This window comes from Tritonibacter mobilis, from assembly GCF_001681715.1.
GTDB lineage: Bacteria > Pseudomonadota > Alphaproteobacteria > Rhodobacterales > Rhodobacteraceae > Epibacterium > Epibacterium mobile.
This window is the reverse complement of the sequence record NZ_LNWY01000005.1, coordinates 76,274-96,119: the sequence shown is the minus strand read 5'-3', so window position 1 is coordinate 96,119 and position 19,846 is coordinate 76,274. Positions and strand designations below refer to the sequence as shown.

Below are 19,846 nucleotides of genomic sequence, written 5' to 3'. Positions count from 1 at the left end.
CTTTTTTAACGACGCCTTAGCCCAGAGGTTTATACGCCGTCACATCGATTTCGATCTTGGCGTCGACCATCAACTGCGAGCGCACCGTCGAGCGTGCCGGAGCGCCATTGGGGAAATAGCTCGCGTAGACCCGGTTGAAGGTCCAGAAATCCCGCGGATCATCAAGCCAGACATTGACCTTGGCCACATCATCCAGCGTGCAACCCGCCTGCGCCAGCACCGCGATCACGTTCTCCATGGTGCGCTTGGTCTGTGCCTCGATGCCGCCGGGCTCAATCTCGCCCCGTTCATTCATCGCGACCTGACCGGAAATAAAGACAAAATCGCCTGCGCGGGTGGCCGGGGAAAACGGCAGATTCTGCCCACCTGCGCCAGTGCGCTCTGCGCCGATACGTTCAATTGTCATGAGGAGTCTCCTGATAGTTTGGGAGTTTAGCCCCGCACCGCGTGTTCAAGGGCGTTGCGGGTTTGGGAAAGGGTCGGGATCGGTCTCACAGCACCAAATCCGGTGGTCGAGAGCGCGGCGGCCATATTGGCATGCTCGGCTGCGGCGAATGGATCGTCAGTTGCCAGAAGGCTCGCGAGGAAGGCGCCGTTGAAACAGTCGCCTGCGCCGGTGGCGTCTTTGGCCGCGACGGGGTGCCCGGACAGCCTGCGTTGCGCGCCGTCGACAGAGATCAGCACACCCTCAGCCCCCAGCGTCAGGGCCACGATGCGCGGGCCGAGGTCGTGATAGAACCTGGCAATGTCCTCAGCCGTGTTCAGGCCCGTCAATCGCCGTGCGTCGTCCAGCCCCGGCAGGGCAATATCACAGGTCGCCATGCAGCGATGTGTTGTCTCGCGGGCCACGTCCAGTGACCAGAGCGCAAGGCGCAGGTTCGGATCAAAGGCAAACATGCCGCCTGCGGCGCGCGTGAGTGCTGCGGCCTCAGTCACGGTGCCTTGCATGCTGGGAGACACAGCAAGGCTAATGCCAGAGGCATAAAACACCGGGCAGTTCTGCAAGGCTGCGCGCGGCAGATCCGCCGGGGCGAGGCGTGAGGCGGCTGATCCTTTGCGCCGATAGGTAAAGTGATGACCATCCGCATCATGGGTCACGAAATAGACGCCGGTTTCTTCTCCGGTGGCGCGGGTGACATGCGTGGTCGAGACGCCCTCGTCAGACCACAGATCGCCAAGTGCTGCCCCAAAGGGATCATCGCCGACGCGGGTGATCATTCCTGCGCGTGCGCCCTGTCGGGCAGCGGCGATGGCGACGTTTGACACATCACCGCCAAAACCCATCGCAAAGGAACCGTCAGGCGTCTGGTTGAACTCCACCAATGGCTCGCCAAGGCATAGGATCTGAGGACTGCTCACCAGACTTGCCCCCGCGCTGCGACGGGTTCGGTGCCGATGATCGCATCGCCGCGTATCAGCGTGACGTGGTCGAGCATATTCGACACCACGCAGGCATGATTGGGCACGATGCGGAGTTGGTCGCCAACCCGAAGTCCGGTTGGCTGATCCGAGGTGATCCGGCCATGCTCTTCGCTCAGTTGATCAATTTTCAGATCGGGGTGCCCCAGAACGTGACCAAAGCCTTCGAGACCAAGCAAATCCGAGGTTAGAACTTTGGACCCTGCGTCTATGATTGCACGGGTCTTTGACGGGGTGGAAACCACCGTCGCCAGAACCGTCAGGGCGCAATCGTCCCAGTCGCAAGTGCCACGTGTCACCAAGGAGCGGTCGTTGTAGATATAGGTCCCGATCCGGTATTCGGTGGCGAGCGGCATATGGTGGGCGCGCCACATATCGGGTGATCCGCCAGAGGAAATCACTTCTACTGTCAGGTCCGTGGCCTCAATCAGATCCTTGGCTTCGGCGAGCCATGTAGTGACCTGCGTCGCACCCCCCGTCGGCGGGTAGGTCATCAGCCCCGCAAAGCGCAGACCGGGGGCAGCATTGATCGCTGAAGCCAGCTCCAGCGCCTCTGCCGGAGTTTCCACACCGCAGCGATCCGCGCCGGTATTGCACTCGACCAGCACCGGGAGCGGGTTTTTTGCATCCGCAAACCCTGCACTCAGCCCTTCGACAACAGCGGCATTATCCGCCACGACGGACAGGCGCACCTGTTCGGACAGGGCGCGCAGCCGTGCGACCTTGTCCTGACCAAGGATATTATAGGTGATCAGAATATCACGCATATCGCCACCCGCGATCATGGCCTCGGCTTCGGTGATTTTCTGGCAGGTGATGCCGATGGCACCTTGTTCAATCTGATATTCTGCCAGACGCGGCAGTTTGTGGGTTTTGATATGCGGGCGAAGCTGCAGTCCGTGGCTGTCGCAATAGTCCTGAAAAGCGCGGACATTGGCTTCTGCGATGTTCAGATCGACGAGAACGGCGGGGGTGTCGATGGGCAAGGTCATCAGGCAGTCTCCTCAGCATGCGGCGTTTCAACACGCGGCCAGATCGCACGGGTCAGGCGGGTGTAGTCGGTGCGCGCCGGGTCGTTTGGATAGGGGCCATCAACGGCAGCGTAGAGGATCTCTCCGGCCACTGGCGCAAAGGCCCCGTGAAAGTGGTTGGTGGATTTCACCACCACGATGCGTTTATGGGCAAGATCAATGCCGAGGTTGGTGAAGAGATCGGGTGAGAACGTCTGGCTGCGGTTGGTGTTCAACACAATGTCCAGATCCCCGATCCGGATCACCGCGCAATCGCCAAGCGGCACCACCGAGGTGCCAAAACTCTGCACCGCATCACGTTGCAGCCGCATCACCGTGACCCGCGCGTCCACCGGTGCGCCCGCATGGGCAGAGGTCTTGCCGCCAAAGCGCAGATCCAGCGCGGCACCCTCGCCAGCTGCGAAACACAGACGCACCGCCATCGGGTCCCAAATGGTGCCAAAGGCCACACCATCCAGCTGTTGGGTCAGCACCTCACGCAGCAAAATTGTTGAATCGCCCGCCACACCGCCGCCCGGATTGTCCCAGACGTCAGCGACCACAACGGGGGTCTTGGTGCTGGTATCTGCACGCCGCAGGGCCTCGGCTGCCGGGAGAAAATCGGGTTTGGTGCGACCACGAAAGCCAAATAGCTCCATCCCGAGGTCACGGGACAGGCGCTCGCCTTTGGTGGCATCGCCGTCAGTGATCACGACGATCTTTGCGCCAAGGTCGGGGCTGTCGCCGGCCATGAACCCGTGAATAACAGAGCCGGAGAGGATCTCGCCGCGCGCTTCCAGCCCCATTATTTTATCCACGAACCCGCGCATCGGCTGAATGCTGGTTGGCAGCACATCCATCATGCGCACGTCAAAGACTGATATTTCGGGCGCAATCTCACCGCGCACGGCGCGCAGGGTCAGATCCACGCAAGCCTCGCCCGCCTCGACAAAATCGGTATGTGGGAATTCCTTAAACACGGTGATGATGTCGGCGTTGTCGACCCGTTTGGCGCTCAGGTGGCTGTGGGGGTCAAAGCTCACGCCGATCTTGGCGTCCGGCCCCGCCAGCGCGCGGGCGGAGGCGATCAATTCGCCTTCGCAGTCGACGCAGCCATCCGCAATCATCGCGCCATGCAGGCCTAGCACCACCGCATCCACTGGCAGGGCGGCCTTCAACTGGCTCAGCACCTCATCGCGCAGATGCTCCCAGGTTGCCGCACTCACCAGCCCGCCGGGTTCCGCCCATGTGGCGGTGCCTTCGATCAGGGTGAACCCTTCTTCTTTTGCGCGCCGCCGCAAGGCCGGGAACACGGCGGAACACAGCGTCGGAGTGTCCGGGTGCTCGCCCGGAGGGGCGTAAAAGCTCTGCGCAAAGTCGGAAAAATCCGTGCGCAGCGGCGAGAAGGTATTGGTTTCGGTGGCAAGAGAAGCGCAGAAGACGCGCATGAGGCAAATCCTTGAAATTGAGGTTCCGGGGCGAGAGCGCGCTCACGCCCCGGACGGGGACCGTTAGTCGAGGTAAGAGGCGTCGTTGGCCTTCCCGACTTCGGATTTGAAGAGCGTCAGCAACTCGCCCGCCTTGGCGTCGAGGTTCTCGGCCACATGGGCCTCAAACGCGGGCTGGGTGGCACCGGCCATCGCGGCGCGCTGCTCGGAGGAGAGGGCGGTCACTTCGATCTTGTCCATCAGACCCGCCAGACCACGATCCGAGGCCTCGATGATGCGCGAAAGGCCCCGGCTGGCAGTGACGCAGCTTTCGGCGGCGGTGTGCAGGGTGTTCTGCTCCGCCTCGGTCAGACCATCGTAAAACGCCTTGTTGATCATAAAGGTGTAGGGTGAGAACAGGTGGTTGGTGAGCGTCATGTGCTTTTGCACCTCTGCGAAATTCGCAAAAGAGATGATCGGCACCGGGTTCATCTGACCGTCGATCACGCCGGTTTGCAGACCGGAATAGACCTCGCCCCAGCTGAGCGGATAGGCCTCCGCCCCCAGCGCCTGCACGATTTTCTGGTGGCTTGGCAGGGTCATGGTGCGGATGCGGATGCCGTCGAAATCCTCAAGGTTGGCGATCTGGCGCTGCGAGTTGGTGACAGCAAAGAACCCGCCCGTATCCGGGAAGCCCAGCACTACAACGTCACCCAGTTCCGCCTCGATATCTGCTGCCAGTGCCTCGCCAAATTCACCGTCAAAGACCGAGTAGGTCGATGCGTTGTTGGCGAATGCAAACGGCAGGTTCAGCACGTCGATGCGCGGGTAATAGCTGGCCAGCGCGCCGGTGGAGGTGAGTGTCGCCTGAATGACACCGTCACGCACCTGCTGGACATGTTCGGCAGCGGTGCCAAGCTGGTTGGAGCCAAAGACCTCGACCGTGACGCTGCCATTGGTGTCGGCGGTGACGATGTTCTGGAACACTGCCGTGCAGGCGTGTGCGGGGTTTTCAAATGGGTCTGTCTTGTTGTCATGGCCAAAGCGGATGGTGCCACCGGCCATGGCGGAGCTGGCGGTCAGGGCCGCAATCGCGCCAACGACAGCAGTTTTCAGGACTGTTTTCATTTTGATTTCCTCACTGTTGGTTTTTTTGATGGTTGGTTTGGTGGCCCCGATCAGGGGGCAAATCCGAGCGCGCGCGGCAGCATCAGGGCCGCGTCCTCCCAGAATGCGAATAGGAAGAGGATGATCACTTCGGCGATCAGGAAGGGGGCGAGCTTCACTGATATCCGCTCCAGCTTCTCGCCCGTGACCGAGGACAGCACAAAGAGGCAGGCCCCCACCGGCGGCGTCATCAAAGAGATATTGAGCGCCAGCACAAAGATGATGCCTGCGTGGATCGGCTCCAGTCCGATCTGTTCGGTGAGCGGCACGAGCACCGGGCCGAGGATGATCAGGATCGCGGTGATATCCATCACCATGCCGACCACCAGCAGGATGCAGATGATGATGGCGATCACCGCATAAGGGTTCTCCGACAGTCCCAACACGCTGCCCGCGATGGCCTGCGGGATGCGCTCGAAGCTCATCCACCAACCCAAGATCCCGGCAAAGGCGATGATGACAAAGATCACACCGGTGATGCGCGCGGTGCGCACCAGCATTGCGTAGAGGTCGGGGAAGGTCAGTGTGCGGTAGACGAAGAAGCCGATGAACAGCGCATAGGCCACAGCGATAGAGGCCGCCTCGGTCGGTGTGACGATCCCGCCAAGGATGCCACCAAGGATGATGACAGGCATCAAGAGCGCAGTGATCGATGACAGAAATGTCTGCCAGATTTCGCCCAATGTGGCACCGCGGTCGGCCTTGGGCAGGTTCTCACGTTTGCCGCCAATGGCGATCACGCCCATGCAGACGGCACAGATCACCAGTCCCGGCAGCAGCCCTGCTGCAAACAGCCCTCCGATGGAGACTCCCATCAAGGAGCCATAGACCACCATCAGCCCCGATGGTGGAATGGTCGGTCCGATGATTGATCCCGCAGCCGTGACTGCGCAGGCGTAATCGCGTTTGTACCCCTGTTTGACCATGGCGGGCACGAGCGTGCGGCCAAAGGCTGCGGCGTCAGCGGTGGCAGACCCGGTGAGCCCGGCAAAGAACACCGAGGCCAGCATATTGGTATGGGCGAGGCCACCGCGAAAACGCCCCACCAGAACCTCCGCCAGTTTGACCAGCCGCCCGGTGATGCCGGTGCTGTTCATAATCTCGCCTGCAAGAATGAAGAAGGGCATCGCAAGAAACGGAAAGATATTGAGCCCGTTGAAGATCTTGCTCGGTCCGATGGCGAGGAACGTGGTGCCGCCGCCCATGCTGAAGATACCGATGACGCCCGCAAGCCCGATGGCAAAGCCGATGGGCATGCCGACGGCAAGCAGGACCACAAAACAGATGCCGACAATCATGCGCCTGCTCCTTCTTCGCTATCGGTTTCGGGCAGATCAAGCTGTCGTCCGGCATCGCGGACCATCACCAGCACCACCTGAACGCAGGCCAGCGCGGCGGCGGCGGGGATTGCGGCGTAGAAGGGCTGCAACGTTGCGCCAAGGATCATTGCCTGCCGCTTGGCACCGCTTTCGGCAAAACCGATGCCGAACCACAGCACGTAGAAAAACAGGGCGAATGTCATCAGGTCGATGGCGATCAGCATGGCGCGGCGCAGCGGTGCGGGCAGGTTCAGCAAGACCGCCGTCAGCCCGATATGTTCGCGCCGCGCAATCCCCGAAGAGACCGCCAGCATCGCAGCCCAGATCATCAGGTAGCGCGCCAGCACTTCGGGCCATGGCAATTGCCAGTGAAAGAAGTAGCGATCCACAACGCCGATCCAGACGTCGAGCACCAGAGCCACCATCAGCGCGGCAAGGATGACCTCGGTCCCGCGATTGATCTGGTGGCTCAGCCGACCTGCAAAATCCCCGATCATGACGACTCCCCGTTTTGTAATTGAGGTACATATTCAGGAGGTATTGTGGGTTCCGTCAAGTAATTTTTGTTACTTGGCTACAAATGTGGATGTATAAAGGAAGAATTCGATGGCGATTTGACCTGAAAATGTATCTTAGGTACAGAATCGCCTGATTAAATGACCGGAGAGACAGATGCCGACACCTGACAACGGCCCCGCACAGGGCGCAGTGGATCTGATCTCCAATCTGCGCCAGTTGAACGGCACCTTTGCCGCGCGTGAGCAGAAGGTTGCAGACTTCGTGTCGGCACATCTTGAGGAGATTTCCGGCATGACCATAGCCGAACTTGCGGGGGCGGTTGGGGTCAGCACGCCCACGGTTGTGCGCTTTTGCCGGAGCATGGGATGTGACGGGTTTCGAGAGTTCAAATTGCGCCTGGCACAGAACCTCGCGGTCAGCCTGCAATACCTCGCGCCCAGTCACCGGGACGTATCCGAGGGGGGCGCAGGCGCGGTCGATCAGGTATTGGGCGCGCTCTACGCGACCGTGAATGTGATGCGTCAGCAGATCGTGCCCGAACGAATGGATGCGGCGGTGCAGGCGCTGACGGAGGCCGGGCAGATCGTGGTCGCCGGGGTCGGCGGTGGATCAACAATGGTGGCGCAGGAGGCGGCCAACCGGATGTTTCGGCTTGGAATTCCGGCAGTTGCGGTTTCCGACAGCTATCTGTTGCAGATGCGCGCGGCGACCTTGGGGACGAATGATGTGCTGCTTTTGGTCTCCACCAGCGGCGCGGCGGATGAAGTCGTCAGCGCGGCGGGGATCGCCGGGGGTTACGGCGCAACGGTCGTAGCCATCACGCGCCCCGGCAGCCGATTGGCGCAGGAAGCGACCATTGCAATCGAGGCCGATCTGCCCGAAGATCCGGACATTCTGAAACCCACCGCATCGCGCTATGCCCATTTGGTGATCGTGGATGCGTTGGCGATGTCTGTGGCGCAGGCGCGCAGCGAGGCCACAACCGAGAACCTGCGCCGCATCCGGGCCTCTCTCACCGCCTATCACGGTCGCACGGGGCCGCAGCCCTTGGGCGACTAAGCCTCAGCCGCGCTGGGCGATCAAGGCGCGGAACTCCTCCAGTCGGGTTTCCATCGCATCAAAGCGCTGGGCGAGGGCCTCGTCCACGGTGTCGCGTTCCTTGAGCGAGAGCACAAAGCTCACGGTTTTCAGCACGTCCCGCCAGCGCGGGTTGTCGGGCAGGGTCTCGATCAGCAGGTATTTGTCGAGCGTGCGGGTCTGCAGTGATGTCTTGTCGAGGTTCACGCGCCAGATGCCACTGGTCTCGGCAAAGTCGATCTTGCCCTTGCCGGTCGCGGCGTTCCAGATCTCCAGCGAGTCCGACATCAGCGCTACGATGGTTTCGCGGTAGCTGTCACCGGTCGCGGCGCTGGCTTCTTCGGTGGTATCTTCTGTGATCAAGGAAGGCAGCGAAGTGTCGACCACGTCACGCAGAGAGTGCACGAATTGCGCGCGCGGGGTTTGCGCCTGTGTGAACAGCACGGCACGCCCGCCGCCAGCTTCGGGGAGCATGGCAAACAGGCTGACCTGATGCGAGGTCCCACGCAGGGTGATTTCCATGTGGATCGGCTCGTCCTCGACTTCTGTTTGTTCGAGCGGGGCCAGAACCTCCGGGGGCAGAACCTCCTTCAGACGACTGCGGTTCACCGTCACGCGCTGGTCGAGAACCTGTTGCGCGGCGTCATTGACGTAAGTGACCACACCGCGGGCATTGATGCAGATCAGCCCGTCCTCCAGCGTGTCTAGCAATTGTGTCATCCGGCGCTGCGACAGGCGCAGGGCGTCCTCGATCTGGATACGGCGCTCGATTTCCTCTTTCAGTTCGCGGTTTTCCTCGGCCCGGCTGCGGGCGCGGCTGGCCTCAAGAAGGGTGCGAATGCGGCTCAACAGCTCGTCTTTGACAAAGGGTTTCACCACATAATCATTGGCGCCTGCCTCAAACCCCGCAAGCATATCGCTGGTGCGCCCGCGCGCGGTGAGCAGAATGATCGGCAGTTCATGCAATCCATGGCGGCGGCGCAGGTCCCGCGCCACATCAAGCCCGCTGAGACCCGCCATCATCACATCCAGCACGATCAGATCAGGCCGGTCCTGCGCAACATTGCGCAGCGCTTCTGTCCCGTTGCGCGCTGTGGTGACACGGTAACCTTGCGGTTGCAGCACATTTTGCAGCACTTGCAGGTTGATCGGTTCATCATCCACGGCGAGGATCATCGGCGACCCATCCGGTGCGGCCGGGCTGGTGTTGCCTGTCTCGGACTGCATCATAGGGGCCGGGGCAAGTTGCGTGGGCAGCCATTCCTCAAGCGGCGCAATCGCCGGAAGGTCGGATTGCGGCAAGAGTACCCGGAATTCCGATCCTTCGCCGGGGGTGCTTGAGACCTCGATGCTGCCCGACATCAGATCAGCCAGATGGCGCGCAATCGTGAGCCCCAGACCGGTGCCTGTGGCCTGACCCGACCCTTCGGGCATCAGCTGTTCCAGCGGGTGAAAGATCCGCTCCATACTATCGGCAGCAATCCCGGGGCCATGATCGCGGATCGCAAGTGCCATCTGCCCCGAGGCACGCCGCTCTGCGGTGATATGCACCTCGCTGCCGCCGCCATATTTCACCGCATTTGACAGCAGGTTGAACAGGATTTGCTCAAACCGCACCGGGTCCGCAGTGACGGCGGGCAGATCCTCGGGCAGGTTGAGGTGGAATTTGGCCGGATCCACCTGAAAAGTCGGCTGCAACAACTGCAGCACGTTGCGCAGCGCATGGGCGACATCCACGGGCTGCAAATCCAGCCGCATGCGGCCTTCACGAATGCGGTAGATATCCAGAAGATCATCCACCAGCCGCGACAGGCGCCGCGCGCTGAAGGTAATCAGACGCAGCTGGCTCGCCTGTGCGGGCAGCATGTCGCCCATGGCGCCGCCTTCCAGCGTTTCCAGAATGCCTATGATCCCGTTCAACGGCGTGCGCAGCTCGTGCGAGGTATTGGCAAGGAAGCGGTCCTTCATCCGGTCCGCTTCTTCGAGCTTGGCGTTCTTTTCGCCGATCTGGCGCAGGTTTTCCTGAAGCTCGGCGTTCTTATCGCGGATCATGTCGAGTTGATCGCGCAAGGCGCGTCGCATCTGGTTCACCGCGCGCGAAAGGCGCGCGTATTCCACCGGGTGGTCGTATTCGGGGAGTGCTTCGTTCAGACTGCCGGTGGCGACCGCGCTGGCGGCCTCAGAGATGCGCCGGACCGGGCGGGTCAATGCGTTGGAAAACAGAAAGGACAATACCCCGAGGCCCGCAACAGCCACTGCCCCGATCAGGAACAGCGCGTTGCGCAGCTGGCGGCTAGTGGCAAAAGCCGTGTCGCTGTCCGCCTCGGCGACGACCGTCCATTCGGGAAAGGGCGGGTCCAGCACCCGCCAGGCAGACAGGGACGGATCACCCGAGAGACCTGCCTCCAGCAGGGCGACCCCATCCGCGCCGGTCATCGCATCCGGCATATCACCGGGCGTGGGCCCGCCACTGGAGGCAATGACCGTCCCTTGCGACGACAACACCGTCAGGGCGGTTTCGCTTTCGATCATCAGCCGTTGCAGGCTGTTGGGCGGCATGCGCAGGATCATCGCGCCTTTGTTGCTGCCATGCAGGCGCACCGGCACCGCCAGATAGGCCACGAGATCCCCGGTGACCGCATCCAATGCGTAGTCCTGAAACACCGGATCATAACCCGGCTGGCTGACCGCGCGGCTATAGGCTTGCCCCAAACCAACAGTGCCCGTGTCCAGCATGCGCCCAAGATAGCGATCTTTGTGCACCGAATAGACCACCTGACCGTGACGATCCGCGAGATAGAGATTGTCGAATTCCGCCTCGTTCAAAAAGTCGAGAAACCCCGCGTGAAAGCGGCGATGGGTATTGGAATACTCCAGCGCCTCGCGCAGCAGCCGATCCTCACTGCCAATACCGGACGGGGGCGCCGCAGGGCCATCAATATCGAAAATATTGCGCAGCTTGGCGCCCGCTTCCTCGGGGGTACCGTCCATCTGCCGCAGCGCATGGCTAAAGCCATAAAACTCCCCCACGGAGTAGCGCACATTGGCAGACTGGGCGAGGTTTTCGGCCTGCCTGCGGGCATAGGTCATATATTGCGTGATTTCGCTGGCCTTGGCATCGCGCACAAAAGCCACCTTCTGAAAGGTCTCGGTAGCGATGGTCTGATTGACCAGCCGATAGAACACCATACCGCCCAGCGCCAGTGGCAGAACCGACGCAAGAAGAAAGGTAAACAGCAGGCGCGCGCGGATTCCCTGTAGCGGCACGGTGGCTCCGGTTTTTCTGGTTGTGTTATGCGTGATCCTGCGGCCTAGCCATAATTGACGCAAGAGCACAGGCGGTATTCACAATAAATGCCGACCCGAGAATAATATCTCTAACGAATTGGAATATTTAAATTATTACGATACGTCAAAACGGCGCGCGCGGCGTTTTGACGAAATTTCCGATTTTTCGGGTACCATTGGAGGCGCAGCGCGGACTTCATTGTGGGACATCCCCGGCGTTTGGTGAGGAGACTGAATGCTACCATGGATTGTAACATGGGCCACCTGTCGCAAGGCGGGATCAGGCGGATGAACACGAGGCGGGGCAAACCCGTCATCACAGGGAGATAGAAAATGAAATTCACTGCTACCGCCGGGCTGCTGGCCTCGGTTGCGCTCTGGACCACCGCTGCTCAGGCAGAGGAAACCGTGCTGAGTGCGCTGCCGGAACAGGTCACCGCATGGGTGGAGAACTTCAACCCGTTCAACCAGACCACCGCCGCGCCCTCGGTCATGCACTTCATGTACGAGCCGCTGATTATTTTTAACGCGCTGGATGGCGGCAAGCCGATTTACCGTCTGGCGACCGCATTTGAATATTCCGAGGATCTCAGCACCATCACCGTGACGCTGCGTGAGGGCGTCCAGTGGTCCGATGGCGAAGCATTCACCGCCGATGACGTGGTCAAATCTTTCGATCTGGCGCTGAGCGATCCGGCGCTCGATAGCGTGGGCATGGCGCAGATGCTCTCTGGCGTCGAAAAAATCGACGAGATGACGGTTCAATTCAACCTCTCCACCCCCTCCAGTCAGGCGATGTATCAGATCGTGCGCGTGCCGATCGTGCCGGAACACATCTGGAGCGAAGTTGCAGACCCCGTTACCTTTACCAACCCTGATCCGGTTGGCTCTGGTCCGCTTACGGAAATCCGTCGCTTCACGCCGCAGGAATACATCCAGTGCCGCAATGACAACTATTGGGACGCTGAGAGCCTCAAGGTCGACTGCATGCGGTTCCCGCAGATCGCCAACAACGATCAGGCGCTGGCAGCCGCCGCCAATGGCGAGCTGGACTGGATGGGGTCTTTCCTGCCTGATATCGAGAACACCTATGTTGCCAAGGACCCGGAGCATCACAGCTACTGGCTGCCCGCAGGTTCTCTCGTGGCGTTCTACATGAACTTTGAGGCCAAAGAGGCCGGCGACAAAGAAGCGATCAACGATGTTGCCTTCCGCCGTGCGGTGTCGATGGCGTTTGATCGTGAGGCGATGGTTGAAATCGCAGGTTATGGCTACCCGACGATCAACCAGTATCCGTCCGGACTGGGCCGCGCCTATCACGCGTGGAACAACCCCGAGGTGGACGACAAGTTCGGTGCGTTTACCCAGTACGATATCGACGGGGCCAAGGTGCAGCTGGCCGAAGCCGGGTTCAAGGATGTCGATGGTGACGGTTTTGTCGAGACCCCGAATGGCGAACAGATCGATCTTGAGGTCATCGTGCCCAATGGCTGGACTGACTGGGTCAACAGCAGCCAGATTGCGGTTGAAGGTCTGAATGCTGCCGGCATCAAGGCCAATGTCTCAACCCCCGAGTCTGCGATCTGGACCGAAAAGCTGATCAAGGGCGACTACGACATGGCGATCAATTCCGTTCGTGTCGGTGCGACCCCCTTCAACCAGTATCTGGACTCGTTGCATGAGATCAATCAGGCCAAATCGCGCTTTGCCGCCTCGCGCTACTACAATAAAGAGCTGAGCGGCCTGCTGGATGCCTTCACCCAGACCAGCGATACCGACAAGCAAATGGCGATCATCGCCGATGTGCAAAAGATCGTCGGTGAAGACATGCCGCTGGCCTATGTGTTCAACAATCCGCGTTGGTATCAGTACAACACCAAGCGTTTTGAAGGCTTCTTTAATGCCGACAACCCGGTGGCCAACCCGGTGGTTCACAAGACCAATCCGGCCCGTCTGATCCACCTCCTGAACCTGCGCCCGGTCGAATAATTCCTCCCCGACCTTCGGGACCGCTCGTCTGATGAGTGGTCCCGCTTTTGGCGCCACACTCCCCCTCCCGACAGATGGTTTGACGTGATGCGTTTTCTTTTGAAGCGGCTCGGCTTTTATGCCGTTGCCTTTTTGGTGGCCGCGACCTTCAACTTCATGATCCCGCGCCTGTTGCCCGGCAACCCGGCGGATATCATGCTGGCGAACTCCGGTGGCATGATCGCACCCGAAGCGCGCGAGGCGCTGATGGCCACCTTTGGGTTCATCGACGCGCCGCTGCATGAACAGTATTTCGCCTATCTCGGCTCGATCTTTACCTGGGACTTTGGGCTGTCGATCAAGTTCTACCCGATGCCGGTTGCCGATGTGCTGACACAGGCGCTGCCGTGGACCTTGTTCCTGACCGGCTCGGCCCTGTTGATTTCCTTTTCCATCGGCACGCTTCTTGGTGTGCTTGCGGCATGGCGGCGCGGGCAGCTTACGGATGTGATCGCCTCGCCCACCGCATTGGCGCTGCAATCGGTGCCCGCTGTCGTGGTGGCGCTTTGCGGGCTGTATTTCCTTGCGGTGCGCAACCGTTTTTTCCCGACCTCCTATGCCTTTGATCCCAAGCTGGACCCGGCGTGGAGCTGGGAATTCATCTCTTCCGTGGCCTATCACGGCTTTTTGCCGGTGGTGACGCTGAGCGTGGTGCTGATCGGCGGCTACCTCATTACCATGCGCAACAACATGATTGGGCAGCTGGGAGAGGACTACCTCGCCATGGCCGAAGCCAAGGGGCTGAGCGATGCCCGCGTGCGCTATGCCTATGCCGCCCGCAACGCGCTGCTGCCCTCCGTCACCGCGCTGGCGCTCAGTTTCGGGGCGCTGTTTGGTGGCTCTCTTATTACCGAGGTGGTGTTCAACTATCCCGGTGTGGGCAACCTTTTGTACCTCGGCATCGTCGGGCGGGACTTCCCGCTGATCCAGGGCCAGCTCCTCATCATGACACTCGCCATGCTGCTCGCGAACCTCGCGGTGGATCTGGCCTATGTCTTCCTTGACCCCAGACTGAAGAGGGCCTGATGTCAGATCTCCTCCGTACCTTCCTGCGCAACCGCAAGGCGGCCATCGGGCTTGCTATCGTGCTGGCCTATGTGGCGATTGCATTGGCTGCGCCTTTGCTTGCCCCTTTCGACCCCATCGCCCGCGTGGGTCGTCCGCATCAGGCCCCCTCGGTGGAGCATTGGCTGGGCACCACCCGCATGGGGCGCGATGTGTTCAGCCAGTTGATCTGGGGCACCCGCACCTCCTTGATGGTGGGGATTGTTGCCGGGCTGATCGTGACCGCTATCGGCACCTTCATCGGCATCACCGCCGCCTATTTCGGCGGTATAGTGGATGATGTGCTGAACTTCCTCACCAATGTGGTGCTGGTGCTGCCGCAACTGCCGCTTCTGCTGGTTCTGGCCGCTTTCCTCGGTCAGGTCGGGCCTTGGGCGATCGCGCTGATTATTGGCCTGACCTCTTGGGCCTGGGGTGCGCGCGTCACCCGTGCGCAGGCGATGTCGCTGAAAACCCGCGATTTTATTCAGGCCTCTGCGATGATTGGCGAGCCCACATGGCGGATGATCCTTGTGGAGATGCTGCCGAACCTTCTGTCGATCATCGGCTTCAACTTTATCGGCTCTGTCATCTTCACCATCATCACCGAGGCGACGCTGGAATTCCTCGGCCTTGGCAGCCCCTTGGCGCTGTCGTGGGGCACCATGCTTTACAATGCGCAGACCGCATCGGCGATCATGGTGGGTGCCTGGTGGGAGGTTCTGGCCCCCTGTGCCGCCATCGTCCTGATCGGCGTGGGCCTGTCGCTGATGAACTTCGGCGTGGACGAGATCGCAAACCCCCGGATGCGCACCCTTGGCAATGTCGCCAAGGCGCTCCGGATCGAAAAGCGCCTGTTGCGCCAACGCATGCAGGAGGCCAGCCAATGAGCGCGCTTCTCTCTGTCGAAGGCTTGCGGGTCGATTACCTGACCGCAGGCGAACCCTTCACCGCTGTTCGGGACATTTCGTTTGAGATCCAACCCAATGAGATCCTCGGTCTGGCGGGCGAGTCCGGCTGCGGCAAGAGCACGGTGGCCTATGCCCTGATGCGTTTGCACAAACCTCCGGCATTGGTGCGTCGCGGACGCATCCTGTTTGAAGGGCGCGATGTCTTGTCGTTCTCCGACAAGGATTTGCGTGCGTGGCGCTGGTCCGAAGTCTCCATGGTGTTCCAAAGTGCGATGAACTCGCTCAGCCCGGTGATGACGATCTTTCGCCAGTTCTACGACATGCTGCGCGCGCACGGTCCGATCACCAAGGCGGAGGCACAGGATCGCACCGCCCATATGCTGGAGATGGTCGGCATCCCGGCGGATCGTATGCATTCGCACCCGCATCAGCTGTCGGGGGGGATGCGGCAGCGGGTGGCGCTTGCCCTTGCGCTCACCTTGCAACCCAAACTCATCATCATGGATGAGCCAACCACCGCGCTCGATGTGGTGGTGCAGCGCGAAATCCTGCAAGAGGTGCTGCGGCTGAAGGACGAATTGGGGTTTTCTGTTCTGTTCATCACCCACGACATCGCCCTGATGGCGCAGATCTCGGACCGCATCGGCATCATGCGCGCGGGCGAGATTGTCGAAATCGGCACTGCCGCGCAGATCGTGACCAGCCCAAGCCACGACTACACCCGCAGCCTGTGGGAGGCGATGCCGATCCTTGCCAAACGCCCGAAAGGAGCGCGTCATGCTGTCTGAAACCCCGATCCTCAGCCTTGATAACCTCAGCAAGACCTTCACCTTGCGCCCCGCCTTCGGGCGCGCAACCAAGGTGCATGCGCTGCGCAATGTCTCGCTTGATCTGATGCCGGGCCGTGCGCTGGCGCTGGTGGGAGAGAGCGGCTCTGGCAAAAGCACGGTGGGCCGGATGATTGTGGGGCATCACACGCCGACCTCGGGCCGCATCCTGTTTGAGGGCCAAGACATCGCAGAGCTGACCACACGCGCCGACCAGATGCGCTATCGGCAAGCGGTGCAGATGGTGTTTCAGGATCCGTTTTCGGCGCTTAACCCCGCGCATACGATCCGCCATCACCTGCTGCGCGCGCTGTCGCTGCACCAGCCAGAGGCCGATCCCGAAACGGCCCTGCGCATGATCCTTGAGGATGTGGAGCTGGACCCGACTTCGACACCCGCAAAGTTCCCGCATGAACTGTCGGGCGGGCAGCGCCAGCGGGTGAATTTCGCCCGCGCATTGGCGGTCAAGGCGCGTCTGATCGTGGCGGATGAGCCGACCTCGATGCTGGATGTGTCGATCCGCAAATCCATCCTCGGGCTGATGCAGCGCCTGAAGGACGAACACGGGCTGTCGCTCCTGTACATTACCCACGATATCGCCACGGCGGAGTATCTGGCCGAAGACACGGCGGTGATGTTTCGCGGTCAGGTGGTCGAGAAAGGCCCCACCGCAGAGGTCGTGGGCGCGCCGCAACATGGGTATACGAAACTGCTGCGCGCGGCGGTTCCCGACCCAGAGCTGCGCCTCACCGGCAGCGATGCGGGCTTTGCCGCCGAGGCACGCCAGGTGCGGGACCTCAGCGCGCATCCTGTCCGTGCCTTGCAGGAAGTGAGCCCCGGCCACCTCATCGCGGAACACGCGGAGGCCGCCCATGCCTGATATGCTGGTGCCGCTCTATCGTCTGCCGCCGGTGCCCAATCTGGCGGACGGTCTCACGATCCGCCCTGCACTGCCGTTTGAATCGCATATCCTGCTGGGGTTCGTGGGCCGGCATTTCAGTCCCAAATGGGTGGATGAGTGCACGGTGGCGCTGGCCGCGCGCCCGGCGCGGGTTCTGATCGCGACCGAAGGCACGCGCCTCTTGGGGTTTGCCTGTTATGACGTCACCTGTCGCGGCTTTTTTGGTCCCACGGGCGTCGACCCTGAGGCCCGTGGCAAGGGGCTTGGCAAGGCGCTTCTGCTCGCTGCACTGCATCGCTTGCATGGCGACGGCTTTGCCTATGGCATCATCGGTCAGGCCGGGCCGGTGGAATTTTATCAGCAGGTCTGCGGCGCGGTGGCGATCCCGGACTCTGATGAGGGCGTCTTTGCGCGCGCCCTTGTCTGACATCCTCTGACACATACAACCAACAGGATCATCTCAAATGCACTTCCACCTCGACAGCCTTTGGCACGCCGAAGAGGGCGCGATGGAGTTCGCGCTGACCAATTGCGGCGACACTCCGGTTGCAAATCCGCGCCTTGTCTATGCCACCCTGACGCGCTGCCTGCGCCCCTCGCGCTGCACGGGGGCGCGGCTGATACGGCGGCAGGCGAATTTCCACGAGTATGCCTCTGACGCGGGCTTTGTGCTGCAACCGGGCGAGACGTGGCGGTTCACCGAGTTCAACCTCACCCGTCCAGCGCTACATTCCAATGAGGGGCCAAAATCTGCCGGGGTCTTGCTGGAGGACGGAACCCTTGTCCCGGCCTTTGCCGGGGACTTGCAGGCCTCAGCGGCGATTGCAGATACAAATGCATCGCAAAATGCGGGTCTAACATGCGGTGTTTTGCCCGAACCTCAGCAAGCCGCCATTACGGAGTGGTGCGCCACGGCCCCCGTCCATCTGGCACTTCGGACCGATGACGTTGCGGTGATGCGGAGCCTATTACAGGTGGCAGACCTGACCCGCCGCCTGCATCCACTGGCACCGACCCCCTTTGTGCTGATCGCCAAGGACGACGTCCCGCAACTGACTGTTGAGGCGGATCAGACGCTGGGCGAGGACGCCTATCGGATCACCTGGACGGAGGGTAAAGCCACCCTACAGCATGGTGCGGGGCAGGGGCTGCTTTACGGTTTGATTACGCTGGCGCAGGTGCTGACCAATGCCCATGCGGAGCCTGCGCGTTATGGTGTTCCCCGCAGTGGTCAGATCGAGGATGCCCCCCGCCACGGCTGGCGCGGCGCGCATCTGGATGTCTCGCGCCAGTTCTACCCGCTCGATCAGGTGCTGCGCTATGTGGACATTCTGGCGTGGCACAAAATGAACCGGTTCCACTGGCATCTGACCGATGACGAAGGCTGGCGGCTGGAGATCAAGGCCTATCCGCAGCTCACCGAGATCGCCGCGCATACAGGGATGGACCTGCCGGTGTTGCCGCAGCTTGGCCCCGATATGACCGGGCAGGGCGGCTATTATACGCAAGACGAGGCGCGACAGGTGGTGAAACATGCGGCCCGATTGGGTGTCGAGGTCATGCCGGAGATCGATGTTCCGGGGCACTGCGCCTGTGTGTTGGGGGCCTTGCCCGACCTCGTCGACCAAGAAGAACCCGAGAGCTACTGGTCGGTGCAGGGCTTTGGCAATAACGCGCTGAACCCGGCCATTGAGGGGTCTTATACCTTTGCCGAGACCGTGCTGGCCGAGGTCTGCGAAATCTTCCCGTTCGAGGTCGTGCATGTGGGCGGTGACGAGGTGGCCAAGGGCGCATGGATGCAATCGCCCAAGGCAAAGGCGATGATGCGCGAAACCGGCCTGAAGGACACGCCGGAATTGCAGGCCTATTTCCTACGCCACATTCAGAACTTTCTTATCGGTCTTGGCCGCAAGCTCGGCGGCTGGGAAGAGGTCGCCCATGGCGGTGGTCTGGACCCCGCGCACAGCCTGCTGTTTGCCTGGACCACCATTGAGAAAACCGCTGAGCTGGCGCAAGAGGGCTACGACGTGGTCAGCACGCCGGGGCAGGCCTATTACCTCGATATGGCGCTGTCGGATGCGTGGTACGCGCCGGGGGCCAGCTGGGCCGGTTTCACCCCGCTCGACAAGACCTATGCGTTTGAGGCCGACAACGGAGATGCGGCTCTAATTGGGCGTTTGAAGGGGGTTCAGGCCTGCGTCTGGAGCGAGCATCTGACCACGATGGCGCGCCGCAACCACATGATTTTCCCCCGCCTCAGCGCCATTGCCGAGGCCGGGTGGAGCACAGCGGAAAACAAAGACTATGACAGGTTCACAGCGCTCGCGGAACGGATGCCGCGCCTCTGAGCCACCAAACAGATCAGCGGCCTCGGGGACACTCCGGGGCCGTTTTTATCCCAGCCTTGGAAAGACCGAAGTGTTCTTGACCGTGCTGTAGACAAAGCTGGTGTCAATCGAGGCAATGCCCCCGATAGGGTGGATGCGGTTGCGGATGAAATCTTCATAGGCGTCCAGATCGGCCACCACCACTCGCAGCTGGTAATCCGTGGCCCCGGTCAGAATGTGACACTCCAGCACCTCGTCGATCATATGGACGCGGCGCTCAAAATTCTTCACGTCCTCCTCATTGTGGCGCTCCAGTTTGATGCGCACAAACACCGTGATAGGCAGCCCATAGGCCCGGGCATCCACATCGGCGCTGTAGCCCCGGATCACACCGGCGGCCTCAAGGTTCTTAACCCGGCGCAGGCAGGGCGAGGGCGAGAGGTTCACCGCGTCCGCAAGGTCCTGATTGGTCATCCGACCATTGGCCTGAAGTACGCGGATAATCTGGCGATCTTTGGTGTCCATTTTGCTGTCCATTGGCAGAATCTGCCAACATGATCGGTGATATTGGTATCTTTTGCA

17 protein-coding genes are annotated in these 19,846 nt (G+C 61.1%); 8 read left to right on the top strand and 9 right to left on the bottom strand.

Features of this window, described 5'->3' with window-relative positions; genetic code table 11:
* Positions 1-16: 16 nt before the first annotated feature.
* The 7 genes from UB90_RS04545 to UB90_RS04515 form a co-directional block, all read right to left on the bottom strand.
* Positions 17-406: a RidA family protein gene (locus tag UB90_RS04545; RefSeq protein WP_005637293.1), complete on the bottom strand. Its 390-nt coding sequence runs from the start codon at positions 404-406 to the stop codon at positions 17-19.
* Positions 407-432: 26 nt separating this feature from the next.
* Positions 433-1,359, bottom strand: a complete 927-nt coding sequence (locus UB90_RS04540; RefSeq protein WP_065325332.1) for a sugar kinase — start codon at positions 1,357-1,359, stop codon at positions 433-435.
* The gene (locus tag UB90_RS04535) at positions 1,356-2,411 is read right to left on the bottom strand and encodes a D-TA family PLP-dependent enzyme (protein WP_065325331.1); all 1,056 of its coding nucleotides are present in this window, start codon (positions 2,409-2,411) and stop codon (positions 1,356-1,358) included. The genes UB90_RS04540 and UB90_RS04535 overlap by 4 nt, the downstream gene beginning before the upstream one ends.
* Positions 2,411-3,877: a M81 family metallopeptidase gene (locus UB90_RS04530; RefSeq protein ID WP_065325330.1), complete on the bottom strand. Its 1,467-nt coding sequence runs from the start codon at positions 3,875-3,877 to the stop codon at positions 2,411-2,413. Before UB90_RS04530 ends, UB90_RS04535 begins: the two co-directional genes overlap by 1 nt.
* Before the next feature lie 63 nt (positions 3,878-3,940).
* Complete coding sequence (locus UB90_RS04525) at positions 3,941-4,984, bottom strand: TRAP transporter substrate-binding protein (RefSeq protein ID WP_065325329.1); 1,044 nt, start codon at positions 4,982-4,984, stop codon at positions 3,941-3,943.
* Between the two features lie 50 nt (positions 4,985-5,034).
* A complete protein-coding gene (locus UB90_RS04520) occupies positions 5,035-6,321 on the bottom strand; it encodes a TRAP transporter large permease (protein ID WP_005624717.1) in 1,287 nt (428 codons plus the stop codon).
* Positions 6,318-6,839, bottom strand: coding sequence for a TRAP transporter small permease (locus tag UB90_RS04515; protein ID WP_065325328.1), 522 nt, complete (start codon positions 6,837-6,839; stop codon positions 6,318-6,320). The genes UB90_RS04520 and UB90_RS04515 overlap by 4 nt, the downstream gene beginning before the upstream one ends.
* A gap of 175 nt (positions 6,840-7,014) precedes the next feature.
* Here UB90_RS04515 and UB90_RS04510 point away from each other — a divergent pair, with 175 nt between their 5' ends.
* Complete coding sequence (locus UB90_RS04510) at positions 7,015-7,920, top strand: MurR/RpiR family transcriptional regulator (RefSeq protein WP_065325327.1); 906 nt, start codon at positions 7,015-7,017, stop codon at positions 7,918-7,920.
* A 3-nt stretch (positions 7,921-7,923) separates the two neighbouring features.
* Here UB90_RS04510 and UB90_RS04505 read toward each other — a convergent pair whose 3' ends face one another.
* Positions 7,924-11,205 carry a hybrid sensor histidine kinase/response regulator gene (locus UB90_RS04505; protein WP_065325326.1) on the bottom strand — a complete coding sequence of 1,094 codons (3,282 nt, stop codon included), beginning with the start codon at positions 11,203-11,205 and terminating at the stop codon, positions 7,924-7,926.
* Positions 11,206-11,559: 354 nt separating this feature from the next.
* On the opposite strand from UB90_RS04505, the gene UB90_RS04500 reads away from it, so the two are divergent.
* From UB90_RS04500 to UB90_RS04470, 7 genes are all read left to right on the top strand, one after another.
* A complete protein-coding gene (locus UB90_RS04500) occupies positions 11,560-13,215 on the top strand; it encodes an ABC transporter substrate-binding protein (protein ID WP_065325325.1) in 1,656 nt (551 codons plus the stop codon).
* An 87-nt stretch (positions 13,216-13,302) separates the two neighbouring features.
* The gene (locus UB90_RS04495) at positions 13,303-14,280 is read left to right on the top strand and encodes an ABC transporter permease (protein ID WP_005623688.1); all 978 of its coding nucleotides are present in this window, start codon (positions 13,303-13,305) and stop codon (positions 14,278-14,280) included.
* Positions 14,280-15,188: an ABC transporter permease gene (locus UB90_RS04490; protein ID WP_065325324.1), complete on the top strand. Its 909-nt coding sequence runs from the start codon at positions 14,280-14,282 to the stop codon at positions 15,186-15,188. The genes UB90_RS04495 and UB90_RS04490 overlap by 1 nt, the downstream gene beginning before the upstream one ends.
* A complete protein-coding gene (locus UB90_RS04485) occupies positions 15,185-15,997 on the top strand; it encodes an ABC transporter ATP-binding protein (RefSeq protein ID WP_065325323.1) in 813 nt (270 codons plus the stop codon). Before UB90_RS04490 ends, UB90_RS04485 begins: the two co-directional genes overlap by 4 nt.
* Positions 15,987-16,916 carry an ATP-binding cassette domain-containing protein gene (locus tag UB90_RS04480; protein ID WP_081285518.1) on the top strand — a complete coding sequence of 310 codons (930 nt, stop codon included), beginning with the start codon at positions 15,987-15,989 and terminating at the stop codon, positions 16,914-16,916. The genes UB90_RS04485 and UB90_RS04480 overlap by 11 nt, the downstream gene beginning before the upstream one ends.
* On the top strand, positions 16,909-17,364 hold the full coding sequence (locus UB90_RS04475) for a GNAT family N-acetyltransferase (protein WP_065325322.1): 456 nt from the start codon (positions 16,909-16,911) through the stop codon (positions 17,362-17,364). Before UB90_RS04480 ends, UB90_RS04475 begins: the two co-directional genes overlap by 8 nt.
* A gap of 37 nt (positions 17,365-17,401) precedes the next feature.
* Complete coding sequence (locus UB90_RS04470; protein WP_065325321.1) at positions 17,402-19,285, top strand: beta-N-acetylhexosaminidase; 1,884 nt, start codon at positions 17,402-17,404, stop codon at positions 19,283-19,285.
* 45 nt (positions 19,286-19,330) lie between these two features.
* Here UB90_RS04470 and UB90_RS04465 read toward each other — a convergent pair whose 3' ends face one another.
* Complete coding sequence (locus UB90_RS04465) at positions 19,331-19,789, bottom strand: Lrp/AsnC family transcriptional regulator (protein ID WP_065325377.1); 459 nt, start codon at positions 19,787-19,789, stop codon at positions 19,331-19,333.
* Positions 19,790-19,846 lie beyond the last annotated feature (57 nt).

Bases quoted from the DNA above. Each gene is read 5' to 3' on its own strand.
- UB90_RS04490 (WP_065325324.1), top strand. From the start codon at position 14,280: ATGTCAGATCTCCTCCGTACCTTCCTGCGCAACCGCAAGGCGGCCATC.
- UB90_RS04520 (WP_005624717.1), bottom strand. From the start codon at position 6,321: ATGATTGTCGGCATCTGTTTTGTGGTCCTGCTTGCCGTCGGCATGCCC.
- UB90_RS04465 (WP_065325377.1), bottom strand. From the start codon at position 19,789: ATGGACACCAAAGATCGCCAGATTATCCGCGTACTTCAGGCCAATGGT.
- UB90_RS04510 (WP_065325327.1), top strand. From the start codon at position 7,015: ATGCCGACACCTGACAACGGCCCCGCACAGGGCGCAGTGGATCTGATC.
- UB90_RS04485 (WP_065325323.1), top strand. From the start codon at position 15,185: ATGAGCGCGCTTCTCTCTGTCGAAGGCTTGCGGGTCGATTACCTGACC.
- UB90_RS04530 (WP_065325330.1), bottom strand. From the start codon at position 3,877: ATGCGCGTCTTCTGCGCTTCTCTTGCCACCGAAACCAATACCTTCTCG.
- UB90_RS04475 (WP_065325322.1), top strand. From the start codon at position 16,909: ATGCCTGATATGCTGGTGCCGCTCTATCGTCTGCCGCCGGTGCCCAAT.
- UB90_RS04515 (WP_065325328.1), bottom strand. From the start codon at position 6,839: ATGATCGGGGATTTTGCAGGTCGGCTGAGCCACCAGATCAATCGCGGG.
- UB90_RS04470 (WP_065325321.1), top strand. From the start codon at position 17,402: ATGCACTTCCACCTCGACAGCCTTTGGCACGCCGAAGAGGGCGCGATG.
- UB90_RS04500 (WP_065325325.1), top strand. From the start codon at position 11,560: ATGAAATTCACTGCTACCGCCGGGCTGCTGGCCTCGGTTGCGCTCTGG.
- UB90_RS04525 (WP_065325329.1), bottom strand. From the start codon at position 4,984: ATGAAAACAGTCCTGAAAACTGCTGTCGTTGGCGCGATTGCGGCCCTG.
- UB90_RS04535 (WP_065325331.1), bottom strand. From the start codon at position 2,411: ATGACCTTGCCCATCGACACCCCCGCCGTTCTCGTCGATCTGAACATC.
- UB90_RS04480 (WP_081285518.1), top strand. From the start codon at position 15,987: ATGCTGTCTGAAACCCCGATCCTCAGCCTTGATAACCTCAGCAAGACC.
- UB90_RS04495 (WP_005623688.1), top strand. From the start codon at position 13,303: ATGCGTTTTCTTTTGAAGCGGCTCGGCTTTTATGCCGTTGCCTTTTTG.
- UB90_RS04545 (WP_005637293.1), bottom strand. From the start codon at position 406: ATGACAATTGAACGTATCGGCGCAGAGCGCACTGGCGCAGGTGGGCAG.